This window comes from Agrobacterium tumefaciens (assembly GCF_013318015.2).
GTDB classification, from domain to species: domain Bacteria; phylum Pseudomonadota; class Alphaproteobacteria; order Rhizobiales; family Rhizobiaceae; genus Agrobacterium; species Agrobacterium tumefaciens.
Genome location: NZ_CP115841.1, coordinates 1395390 through 1418666, shown reverse-complemented (window position 1 = coordinate 1418666; position 23277 = coordinate 1395390). Strand labels below are relative to the sequence as shown.

General features: G+C 59.1%; 22 protein-coding genes. 9 read left to right on the top strand and 13 right to left on the bottom strand.

Annotation, left to right across the window (positions count from 1 at the left end; all coding sequences use genetic code 11):
• Positions 1 to 12: 12 nt before the first annotated feature.
• Complete coding sequence (recG, locus tag G6L97_RS07060; RefSeq protein WP_065659298.1) at positions 13 to 2118, bottom strand: ATP-dependent DNA helicase RecG; 2106 nt, start codon at positions 2116 to 2118, stop codon at positions 13 to 15.
• 187 nt (positions 2119 to 2305) lie between these two features.
• On the opposite strand from recG, the gene G6L97_RS07055 reads away from it, so the two are divergent.
• The 3 genes from G6L97_RS07055 to G6L97_RS07045 all read left to right on the top strand — a co-directional run bounded on the left by G6L97_RS07055 (position 2306) and on the right by G6L97_RS07045 (position 6838).
• The gene (locus tag G6L97_RS07055; RefSeq protein WP_003515739.1) at positions 2306 to 2617 is read left to right on the top strand and encodes an FAD assembly factor SdhE; all 312 of its coding nucleotides are present in this window, start codon (positions 2306 to 2308) and stop codon (positions 2615 to 2617) included.
• A gap of 3 nt (positions 2618 to 2620) precedes the next feature.
• Positions 2621 to 6118 (top strand): transcription-repair coupling factor, encoded by a 3498-nt coding sequence (mfd, locus tag G6L97_RS07050; RefSeq protein ID WP_111782446.1) that lies wholly within the window; start codon positions 2621 to 2623, stop codon positions 6116 to 6118.
• Positions 6119 to 6493: 375 nt separating this feature from the next.
• Entirely contained in the window at positions 6494 to 6838 is a 345-nt protein-coding gene (locus G6L97_RS07045; RefSeq protein ID WP_111782448.1) for a hypothetical protein, read from the top strand.
• 57 nt (positions 6839 to 6895) lie between these two features.
• Here the strand turns inward: G6L97_RS07045 and G6L97_RS07040 are convergent, their stop codons facing one another.
• Genes G6L97_RS07040 through G6L97_RS07030 form a run of 3 tightly spaced genes read right to left on the bottom strand, consistent with a single transcriptional unit; the run spans position 6896 to position 10435 of the window.
• Positions 6896 to 7828 (bottom strand): DMT family transporter, encoded by a 933-nt coding sequence (locus G6L97_RS07040; RefSeq protein WP_003515734.1) that lies wholly within the window; start codon positions 7826 to 7828, stop codon positions 6896 to 6898.
• Positions 7829 to 7879: 51 nt separating this feature from the next.
• Complete coding sequence (locus tag G6L97_RS07035) at positions 7880 to 8548, bottom strand: DsbA family oxidoreductase (protein WP_111782449.1); 669 nt, start codon at positions 8546 to 8548, stop codon at positions 7880 to 7882.
• Between the two features lie 39 nt (positions 8549 to 8587).
• The gene (locus G6L97_RS07030) at positions 8588 to 10435 is read right to left on the bottom strand and encodes an extracellular solute-binding protein (protein ID WP_111782450.1); all 1848 of its coding nucleotides are present in this window, start codon (positions 10433 to 10435) and stop codon (positions 8588 to 8590) included.
• Between the two features lie 322 nt (positions 10436 to 10757).
• Between G6L97_RS07030 and G6L97_RS07025 the strand changes: the two genes are divergently transcribed.
• Positions 10758 to 11411 (top strand): invasion associated locus B family protein, encoded by a 654-nt coding sequence (locus tag G6L97_RS07025; protein ID WP_013636323.1) that lies wholly within the window; start codon positions 10758 to 10760, stop codon positions 11409 to 11411.
• Between the two features lie 127 nt (positions 11412 to 11538).
• On the opposite strand, the gene hspQ is transcribed toward G6L97_RS07025, so the two are convergent.
• The 4 genes from hspQ to G6L97_RS07005 form a co-directional block, all read right to left on the bottom strand.
• Positions 11539 to 11868, bottom strand: a complete 330-nt coding sequence (hspQ, locus tag G6L97_RS07020) for a heat shock protein HspQ (protein WP_003515726.1) — start codon at positions 11866 to 11868, stop codon at positions 11539 to 11541.
• 89 nt (positions 11869 to 11957) lie between these two features.
• Positions 11958 to 12881: a DMT family transporter gene (locus G6L97_RS07015; protein ID WP_111782487.1), complete on the bottom strand. Its 924-nt coding sequence runs from the start codon at positions 12879 to 12881 to the stop codon at positions 11958 to 11960.
• A 98-nt stretch (positions 12882 to 12979) separates the two neighbouring features.
• Positions 12980 to 14389 carry a type I glutamate--ammonia ligase gene (gene glnA, locus G6L97_RS07010; protein ID WP_003515722.1) on the bottom strand — a complete coding sequence of 470 codons (1410 nt, stop codon included), beginning with the start codon at positions 14387 to 14389 and terminating at the stop codon, positions 12980 to 12982.
• A 74-nt stretch (positions 14390 to 14463) separates the two neighbouring features.
• Positions 14464 to 14802: a P-II family nitrogen regulator gene (locus G6L97_RS07005; RefSeq protein WP_003515720.1), complete on the bottom strand. Its 339-nt coding sequence runs from the start codon at positions 14800 to 14802 to the stop codon at positions 14464 to 14466.
• A gap of 89 nt (positions 14803 to 14891) precedes the next feature.
• Between G6L97_RS07005 and G6L97_RS07000 the strand changes: the two genes are divergently transcribed.
• Positions 14892 to 15047 carry a hypothetical protein gene (locus G6L97_RS07000; RefSeq protein WP_164876620.1) on the top strand — a complete coding sequence of 52 codons (156 nt, stop codon included), beginning with the start codon at positions 14892 to 14894 and terminating at the stop codon, positions 15045 to 15047.
• Positions 15048 to 15160: 113 nt separating this feature from the next.
• Complete coding sequence (locus G6L97_RS06995) at positions 15161 to 16636, top strand: NAD(P)H-hydrate dehydratase (protein ID WP_174002820.1); 1476 nt, start codon at positions 15161 to 15163, stop codon at positions 16634 to 16636.
• Between the two features lie 163 nt (positions 16637 to 16799).
• Here G6L97_RS06995 and G6L97_RS06990 read toward each other — a convergent pair whose 3' ends face one another.
• Complete coding sequence (locus G6L97_RS06990) at positions 16800 to 17837, bottom strand: GlxA family transcriptional regulator (RefSeq protein ID WP_003515714.1); 1038 nt, start codon at positions 17835 to 17837, stop codon at positions 16800 to 16802.
• 272 nt (positions 17838 to 18109) lie between these two features.
• Positions 18110 to 18328 carry a DUF1127 domain-containing protein gene (locus tag G6L97_RS06985; protein WP_025593690.1) on the bottom strand — a complete coding sequence of 73 codons (219 nt, stop codon included), beginning with the start codon at positions 18326 to 18328 and terminating at the stop codon, positions 18110 to 18112.
• Positions 18329 to 18567: 239 nt separating this feature from the next.
• Between G6L97_RS06985 and G6L97_RS06980 the strand changes: the two genes are divergently transcribed.
• The gene (locus G6L97_RS06980) at positions 18568 to 19506 is read left to right on the top strand and encodes a LysR family transcriptional regulator (RefSeq protein ID WP_003515711.1); all 939 of its coding nucleotides are present in this window, start codon (positions 18568 to 18570) and stop codon (positions 19504 to 19506) included.
• 64 nt (positions 19507 to 19570) lie between these two features.
• Here the strand turns inward: G6L97_RS06980 and G6L97_RS06975 are convergent, their stop codons facing one another.
• Together G6L97_RS06975 and G6L97_RS06970 are read right to left on the bottom strand one after the other, a co-directional pair.
• A complete protein-coding gene (locus G6L97_RS06975; RefSeq protein WP_111782452.1) occupies positions 19571 to 20491 on the bottom strand; it encodes a methylenetetrahydrofolate reductase in 921 nt (306 codons plus the stop codon).
• Between the two features lie 105 nt (positions 20492 to 20596).
• The gene (locus G6L97_RS06970; RefSeq protein WP_065687284.1) at positions 20597 to 21373 is read right to left on the bottom strand and encodes a formyl transferase; all 777 of its coding nucleotides are present in this window, start codon (positions 21371 to 21373) and stop codon (positions 20597 to 20599) included.
• A 192-nt stretch (positions 21374 to 21565) separates the two neighbouring features.
• Here G6L97_RS06970 and G6L97_RS06965 point away from each other — a divergent pair, with 192 nt between their 5' ends.
• Entirely contained in the window at positions 21566 to 21727 is a 162-nt protein-coding gene (locus tag G6L97_RS06965) for an entericidin domain-containing protein (RefSeq protein ID WP_003515706.1), read from the top strand.
• A gap of 134 nt (positions 21728 to 21861) precedes the next feature.
• A complete protein-coding gene (locus tag G6L97_RS06960; RefSeq protein WP_111782453.1) occupies positions 21862 to 22629 on the top strand; it encodes a phosphodiester glycosidase family protein in 768 nt (255 codons plus the stop codon).
• Between the two features lies 1 nt (position 22630).
• Here G6L97_RS06960 and G6L97_RS06955 read toward each other — a convergent pair whose 3' ends face one another.
• The gene (locus G6L97_RS06955; protein WP_003515702.1) at positions 22631 to 22981 is read right to left on the bottom strand and encodes a hypothetical protein; all 351 of its coding nucleotides are present in this window, start codon (positions 22979 to 22981) and stop codon (positions 22631 to 22633) included.
• Positions 22982 to 23277 lie beyond the last annotated feature (296 nt).

The window sequence follows — 23277 nt, the reverse complement described above, 5'->3', positions numbered from 1 at the left end:
GGCGGTTCACTTTCAGCCGGCGTGCAGGAAGCGGATAGCTTCGTCGCGGCGGTGCAGATAGAGCAGGGTGCGCAGGCTTTCGCCGCGCGGGCCGGTCAGTTCGGGGTCGCGCTCGATGACATAGGCGGCGTCCTTGCGGGCGATTTCCAGGAGATCGGCATGGGCTTCGAGGCTGGCGATGCGGAAGCCCGGCGTGCCGGACTGGCGGGTGCCGAGGAGTTCGCCTTCGCCGCGCAGCTTCAAATCCTCTTCCGCAATCAGGAAGCCGTCCTCGCTGTCGCGCAGGATGGAAAGTCGGGCGCGGCCGTTTTCGCTGAGCGGCCCCTTGTAGAGCAGGATGCAGGTGGAGGCCTCGTCACCGCGTCCAACCCGGCCACGCAGCTGGTGAAGCTGGGCCAGGCCGAAACGTTCGGCATGTTCGATGACCATGATCGTGGCGTCCGGAACGTCGACACCCACTTCCACCACTGTCGTTGCCACCAGCAGCCGGGTTTCGCCGTTCTTGAAAGCCAGCATGGCGGCGTCCTTCTCCGGGCCGCTCATGCGCCCATGGATGAGACCGATATTGGCACCGAGCATCTGCGAGAGAACCGCATGTCGTTCTTCCGCCGACATCAGGTCGGACTCTTCCGTCTCCTCCACCAGCGGGCAGATCCAGTAGGCCTTCTTGCCTTCCTTCAGCGCGGCGCGCAGCCTCTCGACAATATCGCCGATGCGTTCGGTGGGGATCGTCACGGTCTGGATGGGTTTTCGTCCGGCCGGTTTTTCGGTGAGTTTCGACACATCCATGTCGCCGAAGGCGGCCAGCACCAGCGTGCGCGGAATGGGCGTGGCGGTCATAACAAGCATATGCGGCGTGATGCCCTTGGCGGTGAGACGCAGGCGCTGGTGTACGCCGAAACGGTGCTGCTCATCCACCACGGCCAGCACGAGGTTCTTGTAACTCACGCTGTCCTGGAACAGCGCGTGGGTGCCGATGACGATCTGTGCCTCACCGGAGGCCACGCGTTCTTCGATCTCGCGACGCTCCTTGCCCTTGGTGCGGCCGGTCAGCACCTCAACCGTAATGCCCGCGGCATTGGCGAGTTTGGAGATGGTGGCGAAATGCTGCCGGGCAAGAATTTCGGTCGGGGCCATCAACACCGCCTGTCCGCCGGCCTCGACGGCGGTTGCCATAGCCATCAGCGCCACCAGCGTCTTGCCCGCGCCGACATCGCCCTGCAACAGCCGCAACATACGGTCCTCGCTGGCCATATCGGTCAGGATATCTTTCACCGAGGCATTCTGGCTCGGCGTCAGGGAGAAGGGCAGTTGCGACAGGATTTTTGCAGCAATGTCCCCCTTGGCGCGGATCGGCTGGCCCGCGACCTTGCGCAGTCTTTGCCGCACCAGCGCCAGTGACAGCTGCCCGGCCAAGAATTCGTCGTAGGCGAGCCGTCTGCGTGCCGGGGCCTGAGGATCGATATCGGCGCTGTCGCGTGGGTCGTGCAATTCACGGAAGCTCGATGCCACGTCTCCGAACCCCTGACGGGTCTTCAGGGTCTCGTCGATCCATTCGGGAAAGACCGGCAGTTTCGAAAGTCCGCCTTCAATTGCCCGCCGCAGCACCTTCGGAGACAGCCCGGCTGTCATCGGATAAACGGCTTCGACCAGCGGCAGGTTCTCTGCCTCGGAGAGCTTCACCATGAAATCCGGATGCACCATGGAGGCGCGGCCGTTGAACCAGTCCACCTTGCCGCTGACGAGAACCTCTTCATCGACGGGCAAGGCCTTGGAAAGCCAGTCTCCCTTGGCGCGGAAGAAGGTCAGCGCCAGTTCCCCGGTCTCGTCATGCAGGAAAACACGGTAGGGCGCGGAACGATTGCCCGGTGGAGCTGGCTGATGCCGGTCGACACGTCCCTGGATGGTGACAATGGCGCCGGGAGCGGCAAGCGCGATGCCCGGGCGGTTGCGCCGGTCGATGACGTTTGATGGTGCGTGGAACAGAAGATCGATCACGCGGGTGTCGTCGGCATTTTCCCGGCTCAGCAGTTTGGCCAGAAGGTCGGCAAGCTTCGGCCCCACACCGGCAAGGGTGGAGACGGAAGCAAATAGCGGATCGAGAATGGCGGGACGCATGCTCAGCAAAATCGGGGAAGGGGACGCGTTATGCAAGACGTGGCGCCCGACAAAGGCTGTTTATCACCGGCAGATTTTAGCCGCCGTGGCATTATTTCGATAAAAACCGGTTCCAAGCGTTCGCCTCCTGTTCTATAGGAGGGCGCAATCAACATCCTGTTGAATAGCCAACCGAAAGGTGAATGCGATGACTGGACTGGTGCGCACGAGCGCCGACCTCGATCCGAGGCGCAGGCGGATACTTTACCGCTGCTGGCACCGGGGCATTCGCGAGATGGATCTGGTGCTCGGGCAATTTGCGGAAGACAATATTGCCGGGCTTTCCGACGATCAGCTCGACGAGCTGGAAATCATCATGGCGGAAGAGGATAACGACCTCGTCAAGATGGTGACGGGTGCCCTGCCGGTGCCGGAAAAATTCCAGACCCCGTTGTTCGAGAAGATCGCCTCTTACCGTCCCGATTTCGATCTCGTCACAGCCGAAACCCTGAAGGCCTGAAACATGATAGCCGGATTCGATGCAAAGCTGGTGGCGTCGGCCGATACGCCGCTGACCATCGGAAACGTGCCCTCCGGCATGGAAGCCCTGCTGCTCGCCGATATGGCGCGGGCGGGAACATCGGTGGCTTACGTGATGTCGGACGGCCAGCGGGTCGCCGATCTCGAACAGATTCTTGGTTTTGTCGCGCCGGATATTCCGGTGTTGACGCTGCCGGCCTGGGATTGTCTGCCTTATGACCGCGTGTCACCGAGTGCGGACACCTCGGCGCGCCGGCTCGCGGCACTTGCCGGCCTCATCAATCACGCCAAGAAACCGCATCCGGCCATCGTTCTCGTCACCGTCAACGCCATGCTGCAGAAGATGGCGCCGCGCGACGTTATCGAGAGCCTGGGCTTTTCGGCCAAGCCCGGCAACCAGATCCGCATGGAGGACATCGCCGCGCGGCTGGAGCGCAACGGTTTCGACCGGGTGGCGACGGTGCGTGAAGTGGGTGAATTCGCCGTGCGCGGCGGCATTCTCGATGTCTTCGTGCCGGGCACCGAAGAGCCGGTGCGGCTCGATTTCTTCGGCGATACGCTGGAAAGCATCCGCACCTTCGATCCGGCCAGCCAGCGCACCATCGCACAGGCGCGCTCGCTTGATCTCAATCCGATGAGTGAAGTGACGCTGACGCCGGATACGATCGGCCGGTTCCGAAAGAATTACCTGTCGCTATTCGGTGCGGCGACGCGCGACGATGCGCTTTATCAGGCCGTCTCCGAAGGTCGCCGTTATGCCGGTATGGAGCACTGGCTGCCGCTGTTTTACGAAGAGCTGGAAACCGCCTTCGATTATCTCAGCGGTTTCCGTATCGTCACCGACCATACGGCGCGAGAGGCGGCGAAGGAACGCTCCAAGCTGGTCCTCGATTATTACGAGGCGCGGCGGGCTTCGGGCGAGACCAAGGGCTCGACGCAGGGCGCGCCTTACAAGCCGGTATCGCCTGGGCAAATCTATCTCGACGGCAAGAGCTTCGAGGCGGCGCTTGCGAGCGTCAATGCGGTGCGGCTGACGCCCTTCAACGAACACGATAGCGAAGGTCGCCCGGTCGCGACGCTTGATGCCCATGTTGGTCCGCGCTGGGCACGTCCACCGACGGAAGGCGACAGCGAAGAGCGGGTCAATGTTTTCGATCTGGCGGTAAAGCACATTGCCGAGCGCCGGGCCAAGGGCTGGAAGGTTTTGATCACCGGCTGGTCGGAAGGTTCGCTCGACCGGCTGTTGCAGGTCTTGAACGAACACGGGCTTGAAAAGATCAAGCCGGTGACATCGCTGAAAGAGGTGGAGAAACTCGGCAAGGGTGAGGCGGCTTCGGCGGTGCTGAGCCTCGAAGCCGGGTTTGAGACCGGAACGCTCGCTATCATCGGCGAGCAGGATATTCTTGGCGACCGCATGGTGCGCCGTTCCAAGCGCCGCAAGCGCGGCGCGGATTTCATCGCGGAAGTGGCGGGGCTGGATGAAGGCTCGCTCGTGGTTCACGCCGAACACGGCATCGGTCGCTTCGTCGGTTTGCAGACCATCGAGGCAGCGGGCGCGCCGCGCGCCTGTCTGGAACTGCATTATGCCGACGACGCCAAGCTGTTCCTACCGGTCGAAAACATCGATCTTCTCTCGCGTTATGGTTCTGATGCCGCGGAAGCCACGCTCGACAAGCTCGGTGGCGGCGCATGGCAGATGCGCAAGGCCAAGCTCAAGAAGCGCCTGCTCGATATGGCCGACGAGCTTATCCGCATTGCAGCCGCGCGTCTGGTGCGCCACGCGCCGGCGCTTATCGCACCGGACGGGCTTTACGACGAGTTTGCCGCCCGTTTCCCCTATGACGAGACCGAGGACCAGCTGAACGCCATCGACGCTGTTCGCGACGATCTCGGTGCCGGGCGGCCGATGGATCGCCTGATCTGCGGCGATGTCGGTTTCGGCAAGACCGAAGTGGCCTTGCGCGCCGCTTTCCTTGCCGCCATGAATGGCGTTCAGGTGGCGGTGGTGGTGCCGACCACGCTTCTGGCGCGACAGCATTTCCGTACCTTTTCCGAACGGTTTCGCGGTCTGCCGATCCGGGTGCAGCAGGCCTCGCGCCTTGTGGGTTCGAAGGAGCTTGCGCTCACCAAGAAGGAAGTGGCTGATGGAAAGACCGACATTGTCGTCGGCACCCATGCGCTGCTCGGTGCGGGCATAAGCTTCGCCAATCTCGGCCTGCTGATTATCGATGAGGAGCAGCATTTCGGTGTGAAGCACAAGGAGCGGCTGAAGGAGCTGAAAAGCGACGTGCATGTGCTGACGCTATCGGCAACACCAATTCCGCGCACCTTGCAACTGGCCATGACCGGCGTGCGCGAGCTGTCGCTCATCACCACGCCGCCAGTGGACCGCATGGCGGTTCGCACCTTCATTTCGCCCTTCGATCCGCTGGTAATCCGTGAAACGTTGATGCGCGAGCATTATCGCGGTGGCCAGAGCTTCTATGTCTGCCCCCGCCTTGCCGATCTCGCCGATATCCATGCATTCCTGCAGTCGGATGTGCCGGAACTGAAAGTGGCGGTGGCGCACGGCCAGATGGCGGCGGGTGAACTCGAAGACATCATGAACGCCTTCTATGACGGCAAATACGATGTGCTGCTTTCGACCACCATCGTCGAATCCGGCCTCGACGTGCCGACCGCCAATACGCTGATCGTGCATCGTGCCGACATGTTCGGTCTCGCCCAGCTTTACCAGCTGCGTGGCCGTGTCGGTCGTTCCAAGGTCCGCGCCTTTGCGCTGTTCACCCTGCCGGTCAACAAGGTGTTGACGACGATGGCGGAGCGGCGGCTGAAAGTGCTGCAATCGCTCGACACACTCGGCGCCGGTTTCCAGCTTGCCAGCCACGATCTCGATATTCGCGGCGCGGGCAATCTGCTTGGCGAAGAACAGTCCGGCCACATCAAGGAAGTCGGCTTCGAGCTTTACCAGCAGATGCTGGAAGAAGCTGTCGCAGAAGTGAAGGGTGACGAGCAGGTACAGGATAGCGGCTGGTCGCCGCAAATCTCGGTCGGCACCTCGGTGATGATCCCGGAAGACTACGTGCCGGATCTGCATCTGCGTATGGGTCTCTACCGCCGTCTCGGCGAGCTTGCGGATATAGGCGAGATCGACGGCTTCGGCGCAGAAATGATCGACCGTTTCGGCCCGCTGCCGAAGGAAGTGCAGCATCTCCTCAAGATCGTCTACATCAAGTCGCTCTGCCGCACGGCCAATGTCGAGAAGGTGGATGCCGGGCCGAAAGGCGTGGTTGTGCAGTTCCGCAACAAGGAATTCCCAAATCCGGCAGCGCTTGTCGGTTACATTGGCAAGCAGGGCTCGATGGCGAAAATCCGCCCGGACCACAGCCTGTTCCTGAACCGCGATCTGCCGACGCCGGAAAAGAGGCTGGCGGGTGCGGCGATGGTCATGACGCAATTGGCGGAACTGGCTCGGTCGTAGATTTAAGCCTTTGGCGGGGGAGGTGGGTGCGGCTTACCCCCTCTGCCGTGCCGGGCATCTCCCCCACAAGGAGGGAGATCGGCAAGACGCGCTGTCACCACTTCATTCTCTAACGTTGACATAGGCAAAACCTTGCCGCATATCGATCTCCCCACCTTTGGGGGAGATGCCCGGCAGGGCAGAGAGGGGTAAACCACACCCATCTTCGGCTCATTTCCGTTAGCCAATCCCTCGAAAACTACACTCACTGCCTTCAGCGAAAATTACCGCGATGTAACGAGACGGACATGTATCGGTAGTCTTCGCGGGCGTAATCTTTCCTTCATACCCGGTGCGGCGGATCGTAAAGCCGCCGGGTCTTGAAGGAGCAGGACGATGTGGACCAACATCAACAGGTTTGCCACCGCTGGTCTGGTTGCTTTGACAATTGCGGGCACCACAATTGCCACCACCAGTCAGGCGGAAGCGCGCAATAATTTCGGCCGCGGCCTTGCCGCCGGGATCGCAGGAACGATCATTGGCGGAGCGCTCATCGCCGGGGCAAGGCATCCCGGTTACGCTTATGGCCCCGGTTATTATGCACCGGCCTACGGTCCACCCGTCTACGCCGCGCCAGCTTATGGACCGCCTGTTGTTTACCAGCCGGTTTATCCTCGCTGCCACGTGGCCTGGCGACAGAACGCCTGGGGCGACATGTATCGGGTCAGGGTTTGTGATTGATCGAATGCCATGCCAGCGACGCAAACATGCGTCGCTGGTTCTCATGCATTTTCGACTTTAGCGCTCGTCTTCCGGCGTGATCCCGACAGCCACATTCTGGTCGGTCGCGGCGATGGAGGCGGGAAGCGGCACTTTTCGCTGCTTCTCGCGGATCAGCGTCAGCAAGCCGGAGCCCACGATCAGGGCGATGCCCATCAACATCCAGCCATCAATGCGGTCGCCGAAGATCAGGTAACCGAACAGGATGGCCCAGAGCATCTGGCTGTATTGCGTTGGGCCGATCATGGCGGCGGGCGCATATTGGGCAGCATACATGACAAGCACGTTGCCAAGCGCGCCGAGTAGGCCGTATCCCGCCAGTAGCAACCATTGTTCGCCGCCCGGCATGATGAAGGTCGGCACCATGGCGATGCCGCTGATGGTAAGACAGCCCAGGACGCCGGCCCCATACAGCGAGACGTTCTTTTCCGACGGACCCATGGCGCGGAAGATGACGATGCTGAGCGCGCCGCTGAAGCCGCCGATGATGGCGCCGATATGGCCGATGCCGAGTTCACGGAAACCCGGCCGCAGGATGACCAGCACCCCGAGGAAACCGATGATGACCGCAGACCAGCGGCGAATGCCCACCTGTTCCTTCAAAAACACCACCGACATGATGGTGACGAACGAGGGAAGCAGGAAGATCAGCGCAAAGGCTTCGGCCATGGAAAGATGGGTGAAAGCGGTGACGCTGCCGACGGCACCCGTACCGGCGGCAAAAAATCGGATGATCCATAAAGGCCGGTTGGTCGTCTTCACCACATCCACCCAGCGATCATTGCGCTTGCGGATGAAGGGCAGGGCGATGAGGCCGAACAGGGCGCCGAAGAAGGCCGATTCGATCGGCGAAATCTGGCCTTCTATGAGTTTAACGCTCGCGTCGCTCCACGCGTAGGCAGCGAAGGCGGCAAAGGCAAGCAGAATGCCTTTCAGGGTCTGGTCGGACACGGGAAAACACCAACAGTTTATCGATTACGGCAAGCTGCCGGTGTTCGACCGTCAGTTCATCGACTTATGCTCGTCCGCCTTGATTTTTGCAATATCCCGCAGTGCAGCAATCAATACATCAGGCGTTTGTGCACCGCTGATGGCGTATTTCTGGTCAACGATAAAGAACGGTACGCCGGAAACACCCATTTGCTGCGCCGCGTCAATTTCGGCAATCACCGTGTCCTTGTCCGCATCCGACGCCAGAAGTCGTGTTACCACCTTGGCTTCCATGCCCGCCTTTTCGGCGATATCGGTCAGCACGGCGTGATCGCCGATATTGCGGCCTTCCTCGAAATTCGCCTTGAACAAAGCGGTGACGATCCTCTCCTGAACGTCACGGCCTTCAGCATGGGCCCAGAGCGACAGGCGATGTGCGTCGAGCGTGTTCGGGCCAATCTTGATTGCATCGAAATCGTAGTGGATTCCTACCTGTTTGCCGAGTTCAACCAGCGAGGCATGGGCCTGCTCGAGACGCTCCTTGCCGAGCTTTTCCTCAAGCGCGGCCTTCTGGTCAACGCCTTCAGGCGGGTAATCCGGGTTGAGCCGGTAAGGTCGCCAGTTCACGTCGACGCTGATTTCGTCCTGCACCTCGGCAATGGCAAGATCGAGCCTTGCCTTGCCCAGATAGCACCAGGGGCAGACCATATCCGATACGACGTCGATAACGATGCGTTCCATGGCTTTATCTTCCGTTGTCTTGGACCGGGCAGGGGCGGGTTATTGCGCCCGCGCATCCCACCAGGTCTGTTTCTGATTGCCTGATATCGGGGTCATATCCGGGCGGTCGATATATTTCCAGCGGGCTATCCATTGCGCGCCGATGTAGTAGAGCGGAATGACATAGTGGCCGGCGACGAGAAGACGATCATAACCACGCACTGCCGCCTGAAAATCCTCCGTGGATCGGGCCTGCAACAGGGCCTCGATCATGCGGTCGATGTCGGGGCTGGCCGCACCCGCATAGTTGAAGCTGCCCTGCGCATCCCGCGACAATGAACTCCAGCGGTTGAGCTGCTCGGCGCCCGGCGAGAGCGATGAGGGCAGGGACCGGATGATCATGTCGTAATCGAAGCTGTTGGAGCGTGCCTGATATTGGCCATCGTCAACGGAGCGGATGCCCATGGCGACGCCGATCAGGTTCAGCGAACGCTGATAGGCAAGCGCTATGCGTTCCTGCGCCGGGTTCTGCGTCATGATTTCGAATGCGAGCTGGCGGCCATTGGCGTCGGACATCTTGCCGTTCTTGATGCTGTATCCGGCCTCTTTCAGCTTATCGACGGCGAGCTTCAGGACCTTGCGGTCCGCGCCGGTCCCGTCGGTGGTGGGCATGGCGTAGGTTCCCGCCAGAAGTTCCGGCGGCATGCTCTTGGCCGCATCGCCAAGCAGCGCAAGTTCGCGCTCATCTGCGGCATTGCCATAGGCACCGAGCGCGGAGTTCTGCCAGTAGCTTTGCGTACGCTTGAAGGCGCCGCCGAGAATGTTCTTGTTCATCCACTCGAAATCGAGTGCATAGGACAGGCCCTCGCGCACCTTTTCGTCTGCAAAGACCGCGCGGCGGGTATTGAAGACAAGGCCGAACATGCCCGATGGCAGACGTGGCTGGAACACATCCTTGACGATATCGCCGCGATGAACGGCGGGGAAGTTGTAGGCCTGGCCCCAATGGGACGTATCGGAGGTGCCGTTGATGGCGTCGCCTTCGGGATAGATGTCGATATCGCCTTTCTTGAAGGCCTCGAACATGGTGGTGACCTGAAGGAAATAGGTGATGCTGATCTCGTCGTAATTCTCGAAGCCGACCTTGCTCGGGATATCCTTGCCCCAATAGTCCGGGTTTCGCTCCCAGATGATTCGTTCACCCGGCCGCAATGTCTTGATTCGGTATGGACCCGACCCGACAACAGCGCCAAGGCCCGCCTGCTCGAATTTTTCCGGATCGATCGCGTGTTTCGGCAAAATCGGGGTGGAAGAGGCCAGAATGAGCGGCGTTTCGCGGTTCGCCCTGTCGTTAAAGGTGAAGCGGACGCCGTGTTCGCCGATCTTTTCCAGCTTCGCCACGCCGTCGAGGCGGCTGTTGAACGGCGGACGGCCTTTTTCCTTCAGGAGATTGAATGTGAAGATAACATCGTCAGGCGTCACCGGCTCGCCATCCGACCACTTGGCCTTGGGATTGATGTTGAACTGGGTGAAGGTGCGTTCCTCGTCCCACTCCACGGTTTCCGCAAGCAGGCCGTAAAGGCTGAAAGGCTCGTCGCTCGAGCGCTGCATCAGCGGCTCGTAAAGGAGATTGCCGAATTCAGGGTCCCAGACGCCGCGCGCCGTGGTGCGCATTCCCTTGAGAACAAAGGGGTTGAGGCTGTCGAAGGTGCCGACGACACCGTAGGATATGCGACCACCTTTTTTCACGTCCGGATTGACATAAGGGAAGTGCCGGAAGTCGGCGGGAAGTGCCGGCGTGCCGTGCATGGAAATGCCGTGAAGCGGCTGCGCCACGGCAATTTCCGGAGAAAGCAGGGCCGTTCCCCAAAGAAACAATGCGGGGATGAGGGCCGCAAGCTTGCGCATGTCACTATCCTGTCTCAACTGTCGGTCCGTTTTGTCGTCGTGGTCGATTATCGTCATGATTGGTTTTTTGTTATGATTCTGGCGAATATGTAGCACAAGCCCATGGCTGGACCCATGCGAGGGCGGGAAATCTTGGGTTGCCTCAAGAAAAAGTTAAAGAAGTGCTGGATATCGCCGCGAACGGCATGTAACAGGGTGGCCGGAAGAGACGGGTCACGCATTTGCCTCATTTAAACGACAGTTGAACGGGCAGAAGGATACCGCCATCGGCGAGCAGGACCCGCGGTTCTGTTCTGGCAGACATTCAGGAGACGGAACTCTTATGATGCAAAAGGCAAACACATTCACCCGGACAGCTCTGTCCGCTCTCGTTCTTTCCCTGGGCGCGGTTTCCGCTCCGGCCATCTCGCAGGCACAGGATGCTCCCGCCAATCAGGGCGCTGGCGCTCCGCCGCTTGGCTGGTTCAAGACCTGCTCCAAGCAGGAAGACAACGATGTCTGCGTCGTGCAGAACGTGGTTCTTGCCCAGAACGGCCAGATGATCACTGCCGTCGGCCTCATCACTGTCGAGGGCAAGGTCAACCGCAAGCTGCTCCAGGTTTCCGTTCCGACCGCGCGTCTCATTCCCCCGGGTGTGATGATGCAGATCGACGGTGGCAAGGGTCAGAAGCTCGATTACGCTGTTTGCCTTCCCGACAAGTGCACGGCTGAAGTTCCGCTGACGGACGCCATGATCGCGTCGCTGAAGAAGGGCAACGAGATCGTCTTCACCTCGATCAACTTCCGCCGCGCGCCGAACCCCATCAAGATCGCGCTTACCGGCTTTACCGGCGCTTATGACGGCGCGGCTATCACCCAGTCGCAGCTCGCAGAAAGCCAGCGCAGCCTTCAGGAAGGCATGCAGAAAAAGGCCGAAGAGGCTCGCAAGAAGCTGGAAGCTGCTCAGGACGCCGCAAAGGGCGCGCCGAAGCCCTGATCTCTTTACGAGAACACGAAAAAACCGGTCTGTTTTCAGGCCGGTTTTTTTATGCGCGGTTTTGATCCGACATATTTTCAGTCAAAGCGCACAGCGCCCTTATGATTGTTGTCAAATCGGGCGTGCGCTAATGCGCCAGCGACATCTTCGGCCGCCACTCGCCGTTGGGCGCCTTGTCGAACATCCGCTCGATATTGCGGTTGCGGAGCGGCGCCTCGTTTTCATCGTGGACGAGGTTCTGTTCGGAAACGTAAGCGACATATTCCGTCTCATCGTTTTCCGCCAGAAGATGGTAGAAGGGCTGGTCGCGCTCCGGGCGAATATCGGCGGGGATGGCGTTCCACCACTCTTCCGTATTGGCATATTCCGGATCCACGTCAATCACCACACCGCGGAACGGAAACACCTTGTGGCGGACGATCTCGCCAAGCGTAAATTTTGCGTCTCTTTGTTTCATGGTATGAACTTCCTTTCCCACTAATAGTTGGGTGCGGAATGGGAAATATCAAGGGCTAGCGGTAGTCGGCCCTTTTTCCCGTGATGCTCTTAAGCGACCCTGCGGCCGATCGGTGCGGTGGCGATGACGACGCCGCCGGTAACCAGCACGATGCCGATGGCGTGATATGTTTCAAACGTTTCACCAAGGAAAAGCGTGGCCATGACAATCGAGACGGGCGGCATCATGTAAAGCGTGATGCCTGCCGTGGCGGGGCCGAAAACGCGGACCGTATGGGTGAAGCAATAAAAGGCAAGCAGTGAGGCGAACAGGATGATGCCGCCGATCTTGGCCCAGGCGATGGTCGTGGCCGGCAGCAAGCCACCATGCGCCAGTTCCACCGCTGCCGGCGGGAGCAGGACCAGCGCGCCGGAGAAGGCGATGAGGCCAAAAAGGCTGAACGAGGCCATCTGCCGCGCCGCGGGATCGCGCAATAGCAGCGAATAGACCGCAAACGCAATCGCTGCCGTCAGAATGGCAAAATCGCCAATGTTGAATTTCATCTGCCAGAGAGCGGACATATCGCCCTTGAGCACGATTGCCGCCACGCCCGCAAAAGCGATGATCATGCCCGCCACTTCGAGCCTGCGGATCGGGCGGCCCTGAAAGATGCGCTGGAACAGGATGATGAATAGCGACGAAGTCGTATAGATCAACGTACCGTTGGCAGCCGTCGTCATTGTGAGGCCCCAATAGACCACGCCACCGCAGACGCCCATGCCGAGAATGCCAAGAACGAGCCAGAGCAGCGTTTTCTGGCGCACGAAGGCGAGGCAGTTCCGCCAGTCGGCGATCATGAACGGAGCGATGATGAGGCTCGATCCGATCCAGCGAATGAAGGCGGCAATGAAGGGCGAGACCTCTCCGATGACGCCGCGGCCGAAAATGATGTTGCTGGAGAAAAAGAACGGTACCGCCAGAAAGATGAGCCAGTCCGTGAGGCGCGTTTGCTGAGAGGCTGGCTTGATCGACATTGTTCGCGACATGGCTGGGCATCAAAAGAAAACGGCGGCTTTCCAGGGGAAAACCGCCGAGCGGGAAGGGACGCCTCTAAAGGCGTCCCAAATGCCGGTCAGGCAGAGTAGTACATGTCGAATTCGACCGGATGCGGGGTCATTTCGAAGCGCATGACTTCCTGCATCTTCAGCTCGATGAACGAGTCGATCTGGTCGTCGTCGAACACGCCGCCGGCGGTCAGGAACTTGCGATCCTTGTCGAGGCTTTCCAGCGCTTCGCGCAGCGAGCCGCAGACGGTCGGGATCTTTTTCAGTTCCTTGGCAGGAAGGTCGTAAAGGTCCTTGTCCATCGGCTTGCCGGGATGGATCTTGTTCTTGATGCCGTCGAGGCCGGCCATCAGCATGGCTGCAAAACCGAGATAGGGGTTCTGGGTCGGGTCCGGGAAGCGGACTTCGACGCGCTTTGCCTTCGGGTTGGAGCCGAAGGGAATGCGGCACGATGCGGAGCGGTTGCGGGCGGAATAGGCCAGCAGAACCGGAGCTTCATAACCCGGCACCAGACGCTTGTAGGAGTTGGTGGTGGGGTTGGTAAAGGCGTTGATGGCCTTGGCATGCTTGATGATGCCGCCGATGTAGTACAGGCAGTTTTCAGACAGGCCGGCATATTCGTCGCCAGCAAAGGTCGGCTTGCCGCCCTTCCAGATCGACTGGTGCACGTGCATGCCCGAGCCGTTGTCGCCGAAGATCGGCTTCGGCATGAAGGTTGCCGTCTTGCCATAGGCATTGGCGACCTGATGCACGACGTACTTGTAGATCTGCATCTTGTCAGCGCTGGATACCATGGTGTCGAACTTCACGCCCAGTTCGTGCTGCGCGGAGGCGACTTCGTGGTGGTGCTTTTCGACGACGACGCCCATTTCAGCGAGAACCGTCAGCATTTCGGAACGCATGTCCTGCAGGCTGTCGATCGGCGGAACCGGGAAGTAACCGCCCTTGACGCGCGGACGGTGGCCAAGGTTGCCGGTTTCGTAATCCGTGTCGTCGTTGGACGGCAGTTCCGATGAATCCAGCTTGAAGCCGGTGTTGTAAGGGTCTGCCTTGTATTTCACGTCGTCGAAGACGAAGAATTCCGGCTCGGGGCCAACGAAGATGGTGTCGCCGATACCGGAGGCCTTGAGGTAGGCTTCGGCCTTCTTGGCGGTGCCGCGCGGGTCGCGGTTATAGGCTTCGCCGGAAACCGGGTCGAGAATGTCGCAAAGGATGACGAGGGTCGACTGGGCGAAGAACGGATCGGTATGGGCGGTTGCCGGATCGGGCATCAGCACCATGTCGGATTCGTTGATGGCCTTCCAGCCGGCGATCGAGGAGCCGTCGAACATGACGCCATCGGCGAACATGTCTTCGTCTACGCAGACAACATCCATGGTGACATGCTGCAGCTTGCCCTTGGGGTCGGTAAAGCGCAGGTCCACGAACTTGATGTCGTTATCCTTGATCTGCTTCAAGATATCGTTTGCGGTCGTCATTTAAACGTTTTCCTTGAGTGTGGTGGTGACGAGGTGAAAAACCTGAGCCTCCCCGGCTCAGGACCTGGTTCCGATTATATGGCGTCCACGCCTGTTTCACCGGTACGGATTCGGATGACTTCCTCGACGTTGGAAACGAAAATCTTTCCGTCGCCGATACGTCCGGTCTGTGCCGCATTGCGGATAGCCTCAATGACGGCTTCCGCATTTTCGTCCGCCAGTACGACTTCGACTTTCACTTTCGGCAAAAAGTCCACAACGTACTCTGCTCCGCGGTAGAGTTCCGTGTGGCCCTTCTGACGACCAAAGCCTTTTGCTTCCGTGACCGTGATTCCCTGAAGTCCGACTTCCTGAAGGGCTTCCTTCACTTCATCGAGCTTGAAAGGCTTAATGATCGCTTCGATCTTTTTCATGAGAAAATATCTCTCCGCTTCTCCCGTTAAAGCAGGTTATTCCCGCTCTGCCACAAGAATGCACGTATTGTGCCAGATCGGAAGCGGGCTTGAAGAAAAAACTTCGCTTGCCCGGCTTTCTGGCACAAAATGCATTCGCTTTTTGTGGTTTTCCAGCCAATTTCTCGCCAAAACCCGAAAAATCCGTCATCAATTCTGTCGGTTTTCCTTATTTTAGTTATGTTGAATATTTTGGAGTGCGCTGACAGCGTGTTGTTGATTTGTTTATATTTTATGCATTTGATTATTATTTCGCCGCAGCCATTTGCTTATTTTTGTATCGATTGCCTTTCCGGCGTTTTGAAGGGATGATCGCTCCATGAAATCCCTATTGAATCTCTCTCTTATCGACCCTGCCGTGATGGCCCGCATCGATGCGGCCTCAGGCCAATCCGGCATTCCCCTATACGATCTTATGGAGCGGGCAGGGCAGGCGGTCGCTGCTTCGGCCCTTCGCCACTATCCGGACGCGCTGCGTTTCGTCGTGCTCTGCGGAGGCGGCAATAATGGCGGTGATGGTTACGTTGCGGCACGCTCGCTTGTGCAAAGCGGGGCGACAGTTGCGGTTCATCATCTTGGCCACGTCACGGCCATGAAAGGCGATGCCCGCACGGCTTTCGAGGGCAGCGGCGTCACAGCCCTGCCGCTTGGCGACTATGTGCCCATGGCGGGTGACGTGGTGATTGACGCAGTGTTCGGTGCCGGATTGTCCCGCGAGATTCCGTCGGAGCTTCGGCGCGTGATCGATGCGGTGACGCAGGCAGCCGTGCCGGTTCTCGCCGTCGATCTGCCGTCTGGTCTTTGCGGCAGGAGGGGCGTGCCTCTGGGCGCATCGTTCAAGGCGGTGCGAACCGTAACCTTCATGGCGCGAAAACCCGGCCATCTGTTGATGCCGGGGCGGGAACTGTGCGGGACGCTTGAGGTGTTCGATATCGGCATCCCCTCCCGTATTCTCGCCGCTCATGCGGGATCGGTTGCGGAAAACGATCCACTTGTCTGGCGCGACGCCTTGCCCCGCTCCGAAATGGAAACGCATAAATTCCGCCGTGGGCATCTGACCGTCTTTTCCGGACCGCCACATGCGACGGGAGCAAGCCGCATGACGGCAATTGCAGCGCTGAAGGCGGGGGCGGGCATCGTCACCATCGCCGCGCCGAAGCAGGCGCTCGACGTGCTTTCGGTGACATTGACGGCGGTTATGAGCTCCGGTCTGGATGATGCGGACGATCTGCGCCACTGGCTGGACGACAAACGCCACGGCGCTTTCGTCCTCGGTCCCGGTTTCGGCGATCTCGAAAAGGCGCGGCAATTCGTGTCCCTGCTCGGGGAAAAGATGGTGGTGCTGGATGCCGATGCGATCACCGCTTTCAAGGACTGCCCGGAAACCCTGTTCGACCGGATGATTTCAGGCGCGGGGAAATTCGTATTGACGCCGCATGAGGGCGAGTTTGCTCGGCTCTTTCCCGCTCTCGCCGCTGACACGTCACTGAGCAAGATCGAGAAGGCGCAGACCGCATCGGCGCGCAGCGGCGCAGTGCTGGTCTACAAGGGGGCGGATACGGTCATCGCCGCGCCGGACGGCCGCGCGCTGGTCAATACCAATGCGCCGTCGAGCCTTGCGACGGCGGGGTCAGGCGATGTGCTGGCTGGCATCATCGGCGCATTGCTTGCGCAGGGAACGCCTGCCTTTGAGGCTGCCGCTGCCGGTGTCTGGCTGCATGGCGAGGCGGGCAGCAGGGCGGGTGTAAGTATGACGGCAGAGGATCTCGCCCACGCGGTGCGGCCGTTTGCGTGACCTTGAGTTGGTGTCCACTCCGTCACCCCGGACTTGATCGCAGGAGATACCTTTCACTGCGCAGACGCGCCGTGGCTGGATGCCGGATCTAGTCCGGCATGACGGAGGGGAGGTTTTCCTCACTGAGGTGAGGGCTTTTTCGCGCTCGAAGTTTAAAGCCGCGTCAGTGCGCGGCTTTGCCCTGGCTCGCCGTTGCCATCCGTGAAGCGCTGATCAGCAGCTTGCGTTCCGCCCGTTCCTGTTGCGGCGTGCGATTGTAGATTTCGCGATAACACTTGGAGAAATGCGAAGCGGAGACGAAACCGCAGGCAACGGCAACCTCGACCACCGGCATGGCCGATTGCACCAGCAGGTGGCGGGCGCGGTCCAGGCGGATTTCAAGATAGTAGCGGGCGGGTGAGCGGCCCATTTCCTGCCGGAAGAGACGCTCCACCTGTCGGCGCGACAGATCGGCCGCATCGGCGATGTCGAGCAGTGACAGCGGCTCGGACAGATTGCCTTCCATCAATTCGATGATCGACAGGACCTTGCTATTCTGAACGCCGAGGCGCGCACGCAGCGGCAGGCGCTGGCGGTCGTTGGGGCTGCGCACCCGGTCCGTCAATTGCTGCTCGCAGACGCGGTTGACAAGATTTTCGCCGAAATCCTGACCGATAAGGCTCAGCATCATATCGAGCGATGCGGTGCCGCCGGCGCAGGTATAGATGTTGCTGTCGACCTCGAAGAGATCGGCATAGACTTCCACCTGCGGGAAGGCTTCGGAAAAACCAGGCAGGTTCTCCCAGTGGATCGCACAGCGTTTGCCGTTCAAGAGACCGGCCTGCGCGAGGATATGCGCGGCGGTACAGAGGCTGCCGATGGCGATGCCGCGATTATAGGCTTCACGCAGCCAGGCATTGACGGATTTGTTGATGTGCTGGTCGACATCGATGCCCGAACAGATGATTGCCATTTCAACGCGGTTTTCGCCGCTGACATATCGGCGCTCATCGGCAAGACAGGTGTCGACCTCAAGACAGATGCCGCTTGATGACATGACCTTCTGGCCGTCGAGCGAGGCGAGGCGCCATTCGTAAGCCTGATAGCCCAGCATGCGATTGGCGATGCGAAGCGTTTCAACCGCTGCGGCGAACGGCAGCATGGTAAATTGCGGAATGAGAAAAAAGACGATTGAGCGTTTCTTCTGGGAGTTCCTGCTCATTTGCCCGTGCTCCGTTGCGAATACGCAATTCCTCCCTTGGAATCGGTCTTCTGGATGTCCTGTTTCCGACATCTTTAACGAAAAATACGCCGTGAAATCCGGGCTGTCAAAAAATAGCTTTTGAAATATGCAAAATTTGCGACAAGCCTTTTTAAAGGGCGTCGTGTCGCATGTAAAACAGGCAGGTCATTTTACGCCTCTGCCGGGGCGTCTCGGGATTGACGGGGATGGCTCGCAAGTCCTGAGACGGTTGCGAGCCATGGGGTTGCGCATCATTTGCGGACGACCCTGATGCGATTGCTGTCGGTTGTCGGCCATCCAATGTCCTTCAATGTTTCAGGCGGCAAACCTTCCAGCGCGCGGAGCATTCTTGCGCGCTTCCATGACGTATGGAGAGCGGAAATCTGGCCGGACAGGCGCTGGAGCCAGCTACCGGTCGAGGGGCGTTGCGATGAACGGCTCGCTGCGGGGTGATAATGTATCATGGCCATGTCTTGATCCTTTCGTGAACCACGATCCTGTTTACGACTTCGGTATGCGCTTACATATCTCATCAAACAAGAGAATGAATTTGATGTCATCCATCAGTTCTAGGAATGACTCGCGCTCGCCGCCTGCCGGACTTTCTGTCTATCCGTGATGGGCCAGCGCTTCATTCCGACAAGGCGTTAGTTGCCCTGTCATTCGATGTCCCGGATGGTGCGCCTGTGTTGACATTCAATCAAACGAAATGATATCCATCTATAAATCAAAATATTTGAAGGTTCGTGCCATGACCGTAACTTTCCGCCAACCGCTGCCGCTGCTGGATAACGACATTCTGAGAACCTTCGTCGCGATTGCCGAGACCGGGAACTTCTCCACCGCTGCAGAGGTGGTGTTCAGAACGCCGTCCGCCGTTTCCATGCAGATAAAGAAGCTGGAGGAACAGCTGAAGACGACGTTGTTCCTGCGCGATGCCCGCTCGGTGACTTTGACGGCGCATGGCGAAACGCTTCTTACCTATGCGCGCCGCATGATCGCGCTGTCTAACGAGGCCGTGTCGCGTTTCGTCATGCCTGAACTGTCTGGCGTCGTCAGGCTCGGTGCGCCGGAAGATATTGGCGAGCGCGGTTTGCTCCCGGGTATCCTCAAGCGTTTTGCCGAGGTTTTCCCCGGCATCATGATCGATGTCACGATCGATTCCAGTTCCAATCTCTACAAGCGCATGGATGAACGGCGGCTGGATCTGGCACTGGTCAACTGTGCGTCGCATCCGCTGCGGGATACGGGCGAGGTGCTGATGCGCGAACGTCTCGTCTGGGCCGGGGCGAAATGCGGTACGGCCTATCTGCGCGATCCGCTGCCCATATCGATCTGGGAAGAGGGCTGCATCTGGCGTTCGGAAGCGATCAACTCGCTTGAAAAGCGAGGTCGCAATTTCCGCGTGGCCTATCTCAGCGGCCATACCATGGCGCAGCGCGCAGCAATTGCCGCCGATCTCGCCATCGCGCCCCTGCCGCGCTCCTATGTGCAGAACGACATGGTCATTCTGAGCGACAAGGAAGGCCTGCCGGAACTTGGTTATTTCGATATTCGCCTGATCACGGGCGAAAGACCCTCGCGCCCCATCCTTGCGGTCGCGGAAAGCATCCGCAACGCCTTTGTCGAGGTCGCCAAGGCGGCCTGAGGTAGATCTTTATAACGAGAATGCGCGACGGCGACCGTCCGTCGCGCCATAGGCAAAGGTGGGCCTAGATCGCTACCGTGCCCCGCCTTGCGGAAAAGTCCGCATCGCCGATTTGCCAGCTTCCACGACCGGCCAGCCAGTCTGCCGAATTCTGTAGCCCACCAAATGGGAAAACGTGTATTTGCCGGATCGGCCCTGCGGGATTTGCCTGCCAGTGCCGTTCGATAGGGCCGACCACGCTTTCCGGTGAATGGCCCTTGGCCAGCGTCGTCAGGGAGAACGCGTTCTTTTTCAGATAGGCAATGGAATTGCCGACGCCGCAGAGTGCTGCATATTTCAGCAGCGTCGTGATCCTGGCCGGACCGGAGACGCCGATATGCACCGGCAAGTCGATGCCGGAGGCGGCAAGTCCTTCCGCCCAAGCGATGAAGCGCGCGGGGTCGAAGCCGAACTGGGTGACGATGCGCATTGCTGCATCGCTTCTTTCGGCAAAATCATACTTCAACTTCAAGGCGGCCGTCGCCGTCTCATCGCTGAAATCGGGGCTGCCTTCGGGATGGCCGGCGATTGCAATCTGATTGATCCCGCAGCGATCGAAGATGCCGGTCGACAGCATATCCATGCTGGATGTGAAGGGTCCAGCCGGCGTCGCGACGCCACCGCCGACTACCAGCACATCCGACACACCCGCTTCGCCCGCCAGCCGCTTCACCTGCTCCTCGAATTGCACGCGAGACGATATGCGCCGTGCCGCGAGATGCGGCACTGGTGTGTAGCCGAGATCGCGGAGGTGTTTTGCAGCGTCGACCAGCCTGTCCTGCGAGGCCTGTCCGGTGTCTGTCAGATAAACACGCACGCCCTGTGGAAAGATACCGGCAAGACTTGCCGGGCCGAGCACCTGTGCGGGTGAGGCTTCAATGGAGGCGGCAATGGCGGGAGAGGTCGAGATATCGTGCAATTTGAATTTGGTCCTTTTCCTTATCATGCACCGCTTTTTTGCCCACGTCTTTGCCTGTTGCGGCAAGACAGCCCTGCATCTGCGACGAAGCTTGATTTCATGCGTTTGGCTGGCGGCAATGGCTGGTTGTTCTCACCAGACACGTTTGGTGAGGCCGTTCCACAGCCATGTCCAGATCGTCGGCGGAAACCGCAGCACCGATTTGCCAGGCAAGGGCGGTTGCGGCGCAAGGCTGCCGGAAAGGGCGTCCTCGATAGCGCTGACCGCAATATCGACCGAGGCGGCGGTCAGAAGCAGGGGGTAGGTGGCAATGGTATCGGAAGGCGAGGGCTTCAGCCGCTTTTCGTAAAGGGTTGCGCCGGTATCCACGCCCTTGTCGACCAGATGCACGGTCGCACCGAAATTACCCCGGTCCTTTTCCACCAGCGCCCAATAACCGCCCATCTGGCCGCGATAGGCGGGATTGATGCCGGCGTGGAAATTGATGACTGGGCAGCGCAGAGCTTGAAGGGTTGCCGGTGTCAGAAGGCGGCAGGAAATGGTGAAGATCGCCGCCGGTTGCAAGGTGTTGATGGCCTTGTGGCACTCTTCGTCGTTCAGGGAGGCAACATGTGTAACAGGAACTGCCTGGCCGAGATCGGCAGAGAGGCCATGTTCGGCAATGATCTCATTGGTGCGCCGAACAGTGAAGCGTTTGCCGAGCCGGGAGGCGATCATCGTCGCCATCTGGCCTGCGGCTGTCATCCAGCCGAGCCGCCGTGCCCGTCTTTTCAGAATGGCCGATTTGCTTTCCGCCTGCTCCACGATGACATGGATATCCGGAAACCGGGCGGCCAGCGCATTGATCATGACATTGGGGTTCAGCCCCCCCGCCGTCATCACCAGTAGCCGATTGTTTATCTCAGTCATGTCACCCACACGATTTTCCCGATCATGATCCCTGCGCCCGAGTTTCCCTCGCGAAGTTCACAACCATGTTAATTTTCACCGACGGGATTTTTTCAAACGCCGGTGGAACCGATTTCCAATGCTCACGTTATTGTGACGCATATCACATCGGCGCTTGCCTTTGGACGGCAAGTCATAGGGGAGTTATTTCAAATGATCACACGTATTCTTTCGACAGTTTTCGTGGCTTTGTTGACCGTCGTGACCTTGAGTTCCTGCGGTAATACCATTCGCGGCGTTGGCCGGGATACGGCAAATGCAGTGGACGCCACGCAGGACGCAGGTCGTAGCGTAGACCGCGCCGCGCGTCGCTAAGTCTCTCCCCTCCAAGGTCTGGCGTCTCCCTGAATGAAGGGGACGCCTTTTCTTTGACCTGATTTCACCGTCACAGTTCATGAAGTAAGAATCGCGCCGTATTAAGATGGGGCGAGAGGGCATGAGCGGGCGTGATGAAAAGACTGGTGACGAAAAGACTGATTGGCTTGCTGCTGCCATTGCTTTTGCCGTTTTCGGCTAAGGCGGGCGGACAGGTGGATTTCTGCAAAACCATGGAGCATGCGGGCGGACGTTACATCGTCTGCAGTTTCGATCCGGCGAAAAGCATGATCAGGATTTACGACCGCGATCATGTCTCGGGTGAGGGATATCGCTCCTTCTCCGATCTCTCCTCCGCCCTGTGGCGGCAGCACATGTTCAGCATCTTCGCCATGAATGGCGGCATGTATCATTCCGACTATTCTCCCGTTGGCCTTTTTGTCGAAAATGGCGTCGAACGTTCACCGATTATTACCGGCGGCGGGTGGGGCAATTTCCATCTTCTGCCGAATGGCGTGTTTTATCTGAAGGGTGCAATGGCGGGCGTTCTGGAAACGCAGGCCTATGTCTCTGCCGGCTTGAAGCCGGATTTTGCCACCCAGTCCGGCCCGATGCTGGTGATCGATGGAAAGCTGCATCCGCGATTTCTGCCCGATAGCGACAGCCTGAAACGCCGCAACGGCGTCGGCGTGTCGCGCGACGGCATGGTGCATTTCGCGATTTCGGAAAACACCGTGCGTTTTTACGACTTCGCGACGTTGTTCAGGGATGCGCTGGATGCGCCAAACGCGCTGTATCTCGACGGGACGATTTCCAGTGTCGACATTCCTGCGATGAAAAGGCGCGATTCCCTGTTTCCCATGGGGCCAATTATCGCTGTCGTCGACAGAGTGCCTGACTAAGTCAGATCGGCGCCTTGGGGTAGGCCTTTTCGAGGCCTGCCGATGCCGTCAGTCCCTTGCGGAAGGCCAGATAGGCAGGATGCTGGCTGGCCTTGGCCGCTTCCGTGATGCGTATCTGCAGGCGGGCAGGGGCGTTACAGCCCAGCCATTCGCCTGATGTCTCAAGTTTCAGACTGTTGAGGAAGCGGGCGTTGGCCTGTTGATCGAGATAGAGATTGAGGCCGGCCAGCAGGTTTTCATCCTGCAACACGTTTTCCATCAAAAGCAGCACCCACGCCTTGTCCTCGCTTGCAAGCGAGGCAAGTTTCGATGCGACCGTCTCGCGGTCCGGAAAAGATGATGCCTGCTGCATGTAATGACGAATCCCGTTGCCGTTTTCTGTCGATAAGGCACAGCCGAAAGGCTTTCAAGGCACAACAGTCCGGACACTGAAATTCAACTCTGGAATGCCGATTGCCGCTGGCTTCAACAGGTGTTTGTGCGAAACCTTCATAAACCGGTTACACTTTGGTTCAAATTGAGGCGAACGGCAAAAAGGGGTAACCCGAAAGCCCCGATCTAACGCCTTGTTTTTTCACACACCTATGCAACTGACGAATGGCAGCCCGTCAAAAACGCCTTCATTTAGCCGCTTTTTGCATTTGCGTT

Excerpts from the sequence above, each read along its gene's own strand:
- recG (WP_065659298.1), bottom strand. The coding sequence starts at position 2,118 with ATGCGTCCCGCCATTCTCGATCCGCTATTTGCTTCCGTCTCCACCCTT.
- G6L97_RS07055 (WP_003515739.1), top strand. The coding sequence starts at position 2,306 with ATGACTGGACTGGTGCGCACGAGCGCCGACCTCGATCCGAGGCGCAGG.
- mfd (WP_111782446.1), top strand. The coding sequence starts at position 2,621 with ATGATAGCCGGATTCGATGCAAAGCTGGTGGCGTCGGCCGATACGCCG.
- G6L97_RS07045 (WP_111782448.1), top strand. The coding sequence starts at position 6,494 with ATGTGGACCAACATCAACAGGTTTGCCACCGCTGGTCTGGTTGCTTTG.
- G6L97_RS07035 (WP_111782449.1), bottom strand. The coding sequence starts at position 8,548 with ATGGAACGCATCGTTATCGACGTCGTATCGGATATGGTCTGCCCCTGG.
- G6L97_RS07030 (WP_111782450.1), bottom strand. The coding sequence starts at position 10,435 with ATGCGCAAGCTTGCGGCCCTCATCCCCGCATTGTTTCTTTGGGGAACG.
- G6L97_RS07025 (WP_013636323.1), top strand. The coding sequence starts at position 10,758 with ATGATGCAAAAGGCAAACACATTCACCCGGACAGCTCTGTCCGCTCTC.
- hspQ (WP_003515726.1), bottom strand. The coding sequence starts at position 11,868 with ATGAAACAAAGAGACGCAAAATTTACGCTTGGCGAGATCGTCCGCCAC.
- G6L97_RS07015 (WP_111782487.1), bottom strand. The coding sequence starts at position 12,881 with ATGTCGATCAAGCCAGCCTCTCAGCAAACGCGCCTCACGGACTGGCTC.
- glnA (WP_003515722.1), bottom strand. The coding sequence starts at position 14,389 with ATGACGACCGCAAACGATATCTTGAAGCAGATCAAGGATAACGACATC.
- G6L97_RS07005 (WP_003515720.1), bottom strand. The coding sequence starts at position 14,802 with ATGAAAAAGATCGAAGCGATCATTAAGCCTTTCAAGCTCGATGAAGTG.
- G6L97_RS06995 (WP_174002820.1), top strand. The coding sequence starts at position 15,161 with ATGAAATCCCTATTGAATCTCTCTCTTATCGACCCTGCCGTGATGGCC.
- G6L97_RS06990 (WP_003515714.1), bottom strand. The coding sequence starts at position 17,837 with ATGAGCAGGAACTCCCAGAAGAAACGCTCAATCGTCTTTTTTCTCATT.
- G6L97_RS06985 (WP_025593690.1), bottom strand. The coding sequence starts at position 18,328 with ATGGCCATGATACATTATCACCCCGCAGCGAGCCGTTCATCGCAACGC.
- G6L97_RS06980 (WP_003515711.1), top strand. The coding sequence starts at position 18,568 with ATGATATCCATCTATAAATCAAAATATTTGAAGGTTCGTGCCATGACC.
- G6L97_RS06975 (WP_111782452.1), bottom strand. The coding sequence starts at position 20,491 with ATGATAAGGAAAAGGACCAAATTCAAATTGCACGATATCTCGACCTCT.
- G6L97_RS06970 (WP_065687284.1), bottom strand. The coding sequence starts at position 21,373 with ATGACTGAGATAAACAATCGGCTACTGGTGATGACGGCGGGGGGGCTG.
- G6L97_RS06965 (WP_003515706.1), top strand. The coding sequence starts at position 21,566 with ATGATCACACGTATTCTTTCGACAGTTTTCGTGGCTTTGTTGACCGTC.
- G6L97_RS06960 (WP_111782453.1), top strand. The coding sequence starts at position 21,862 with ATGAAAAGACTGGTGACGAAAAGACTGATTGGCTTGCTGCTGCCATTG.
- G6L97_RS06955 (WP_003515702.1), bottom strand. The coding sequence starts at position 22,981 with ATGCAGCAGGCATCATCTTTTCCGGACCGCGAGACGGTCGCATCGAAA.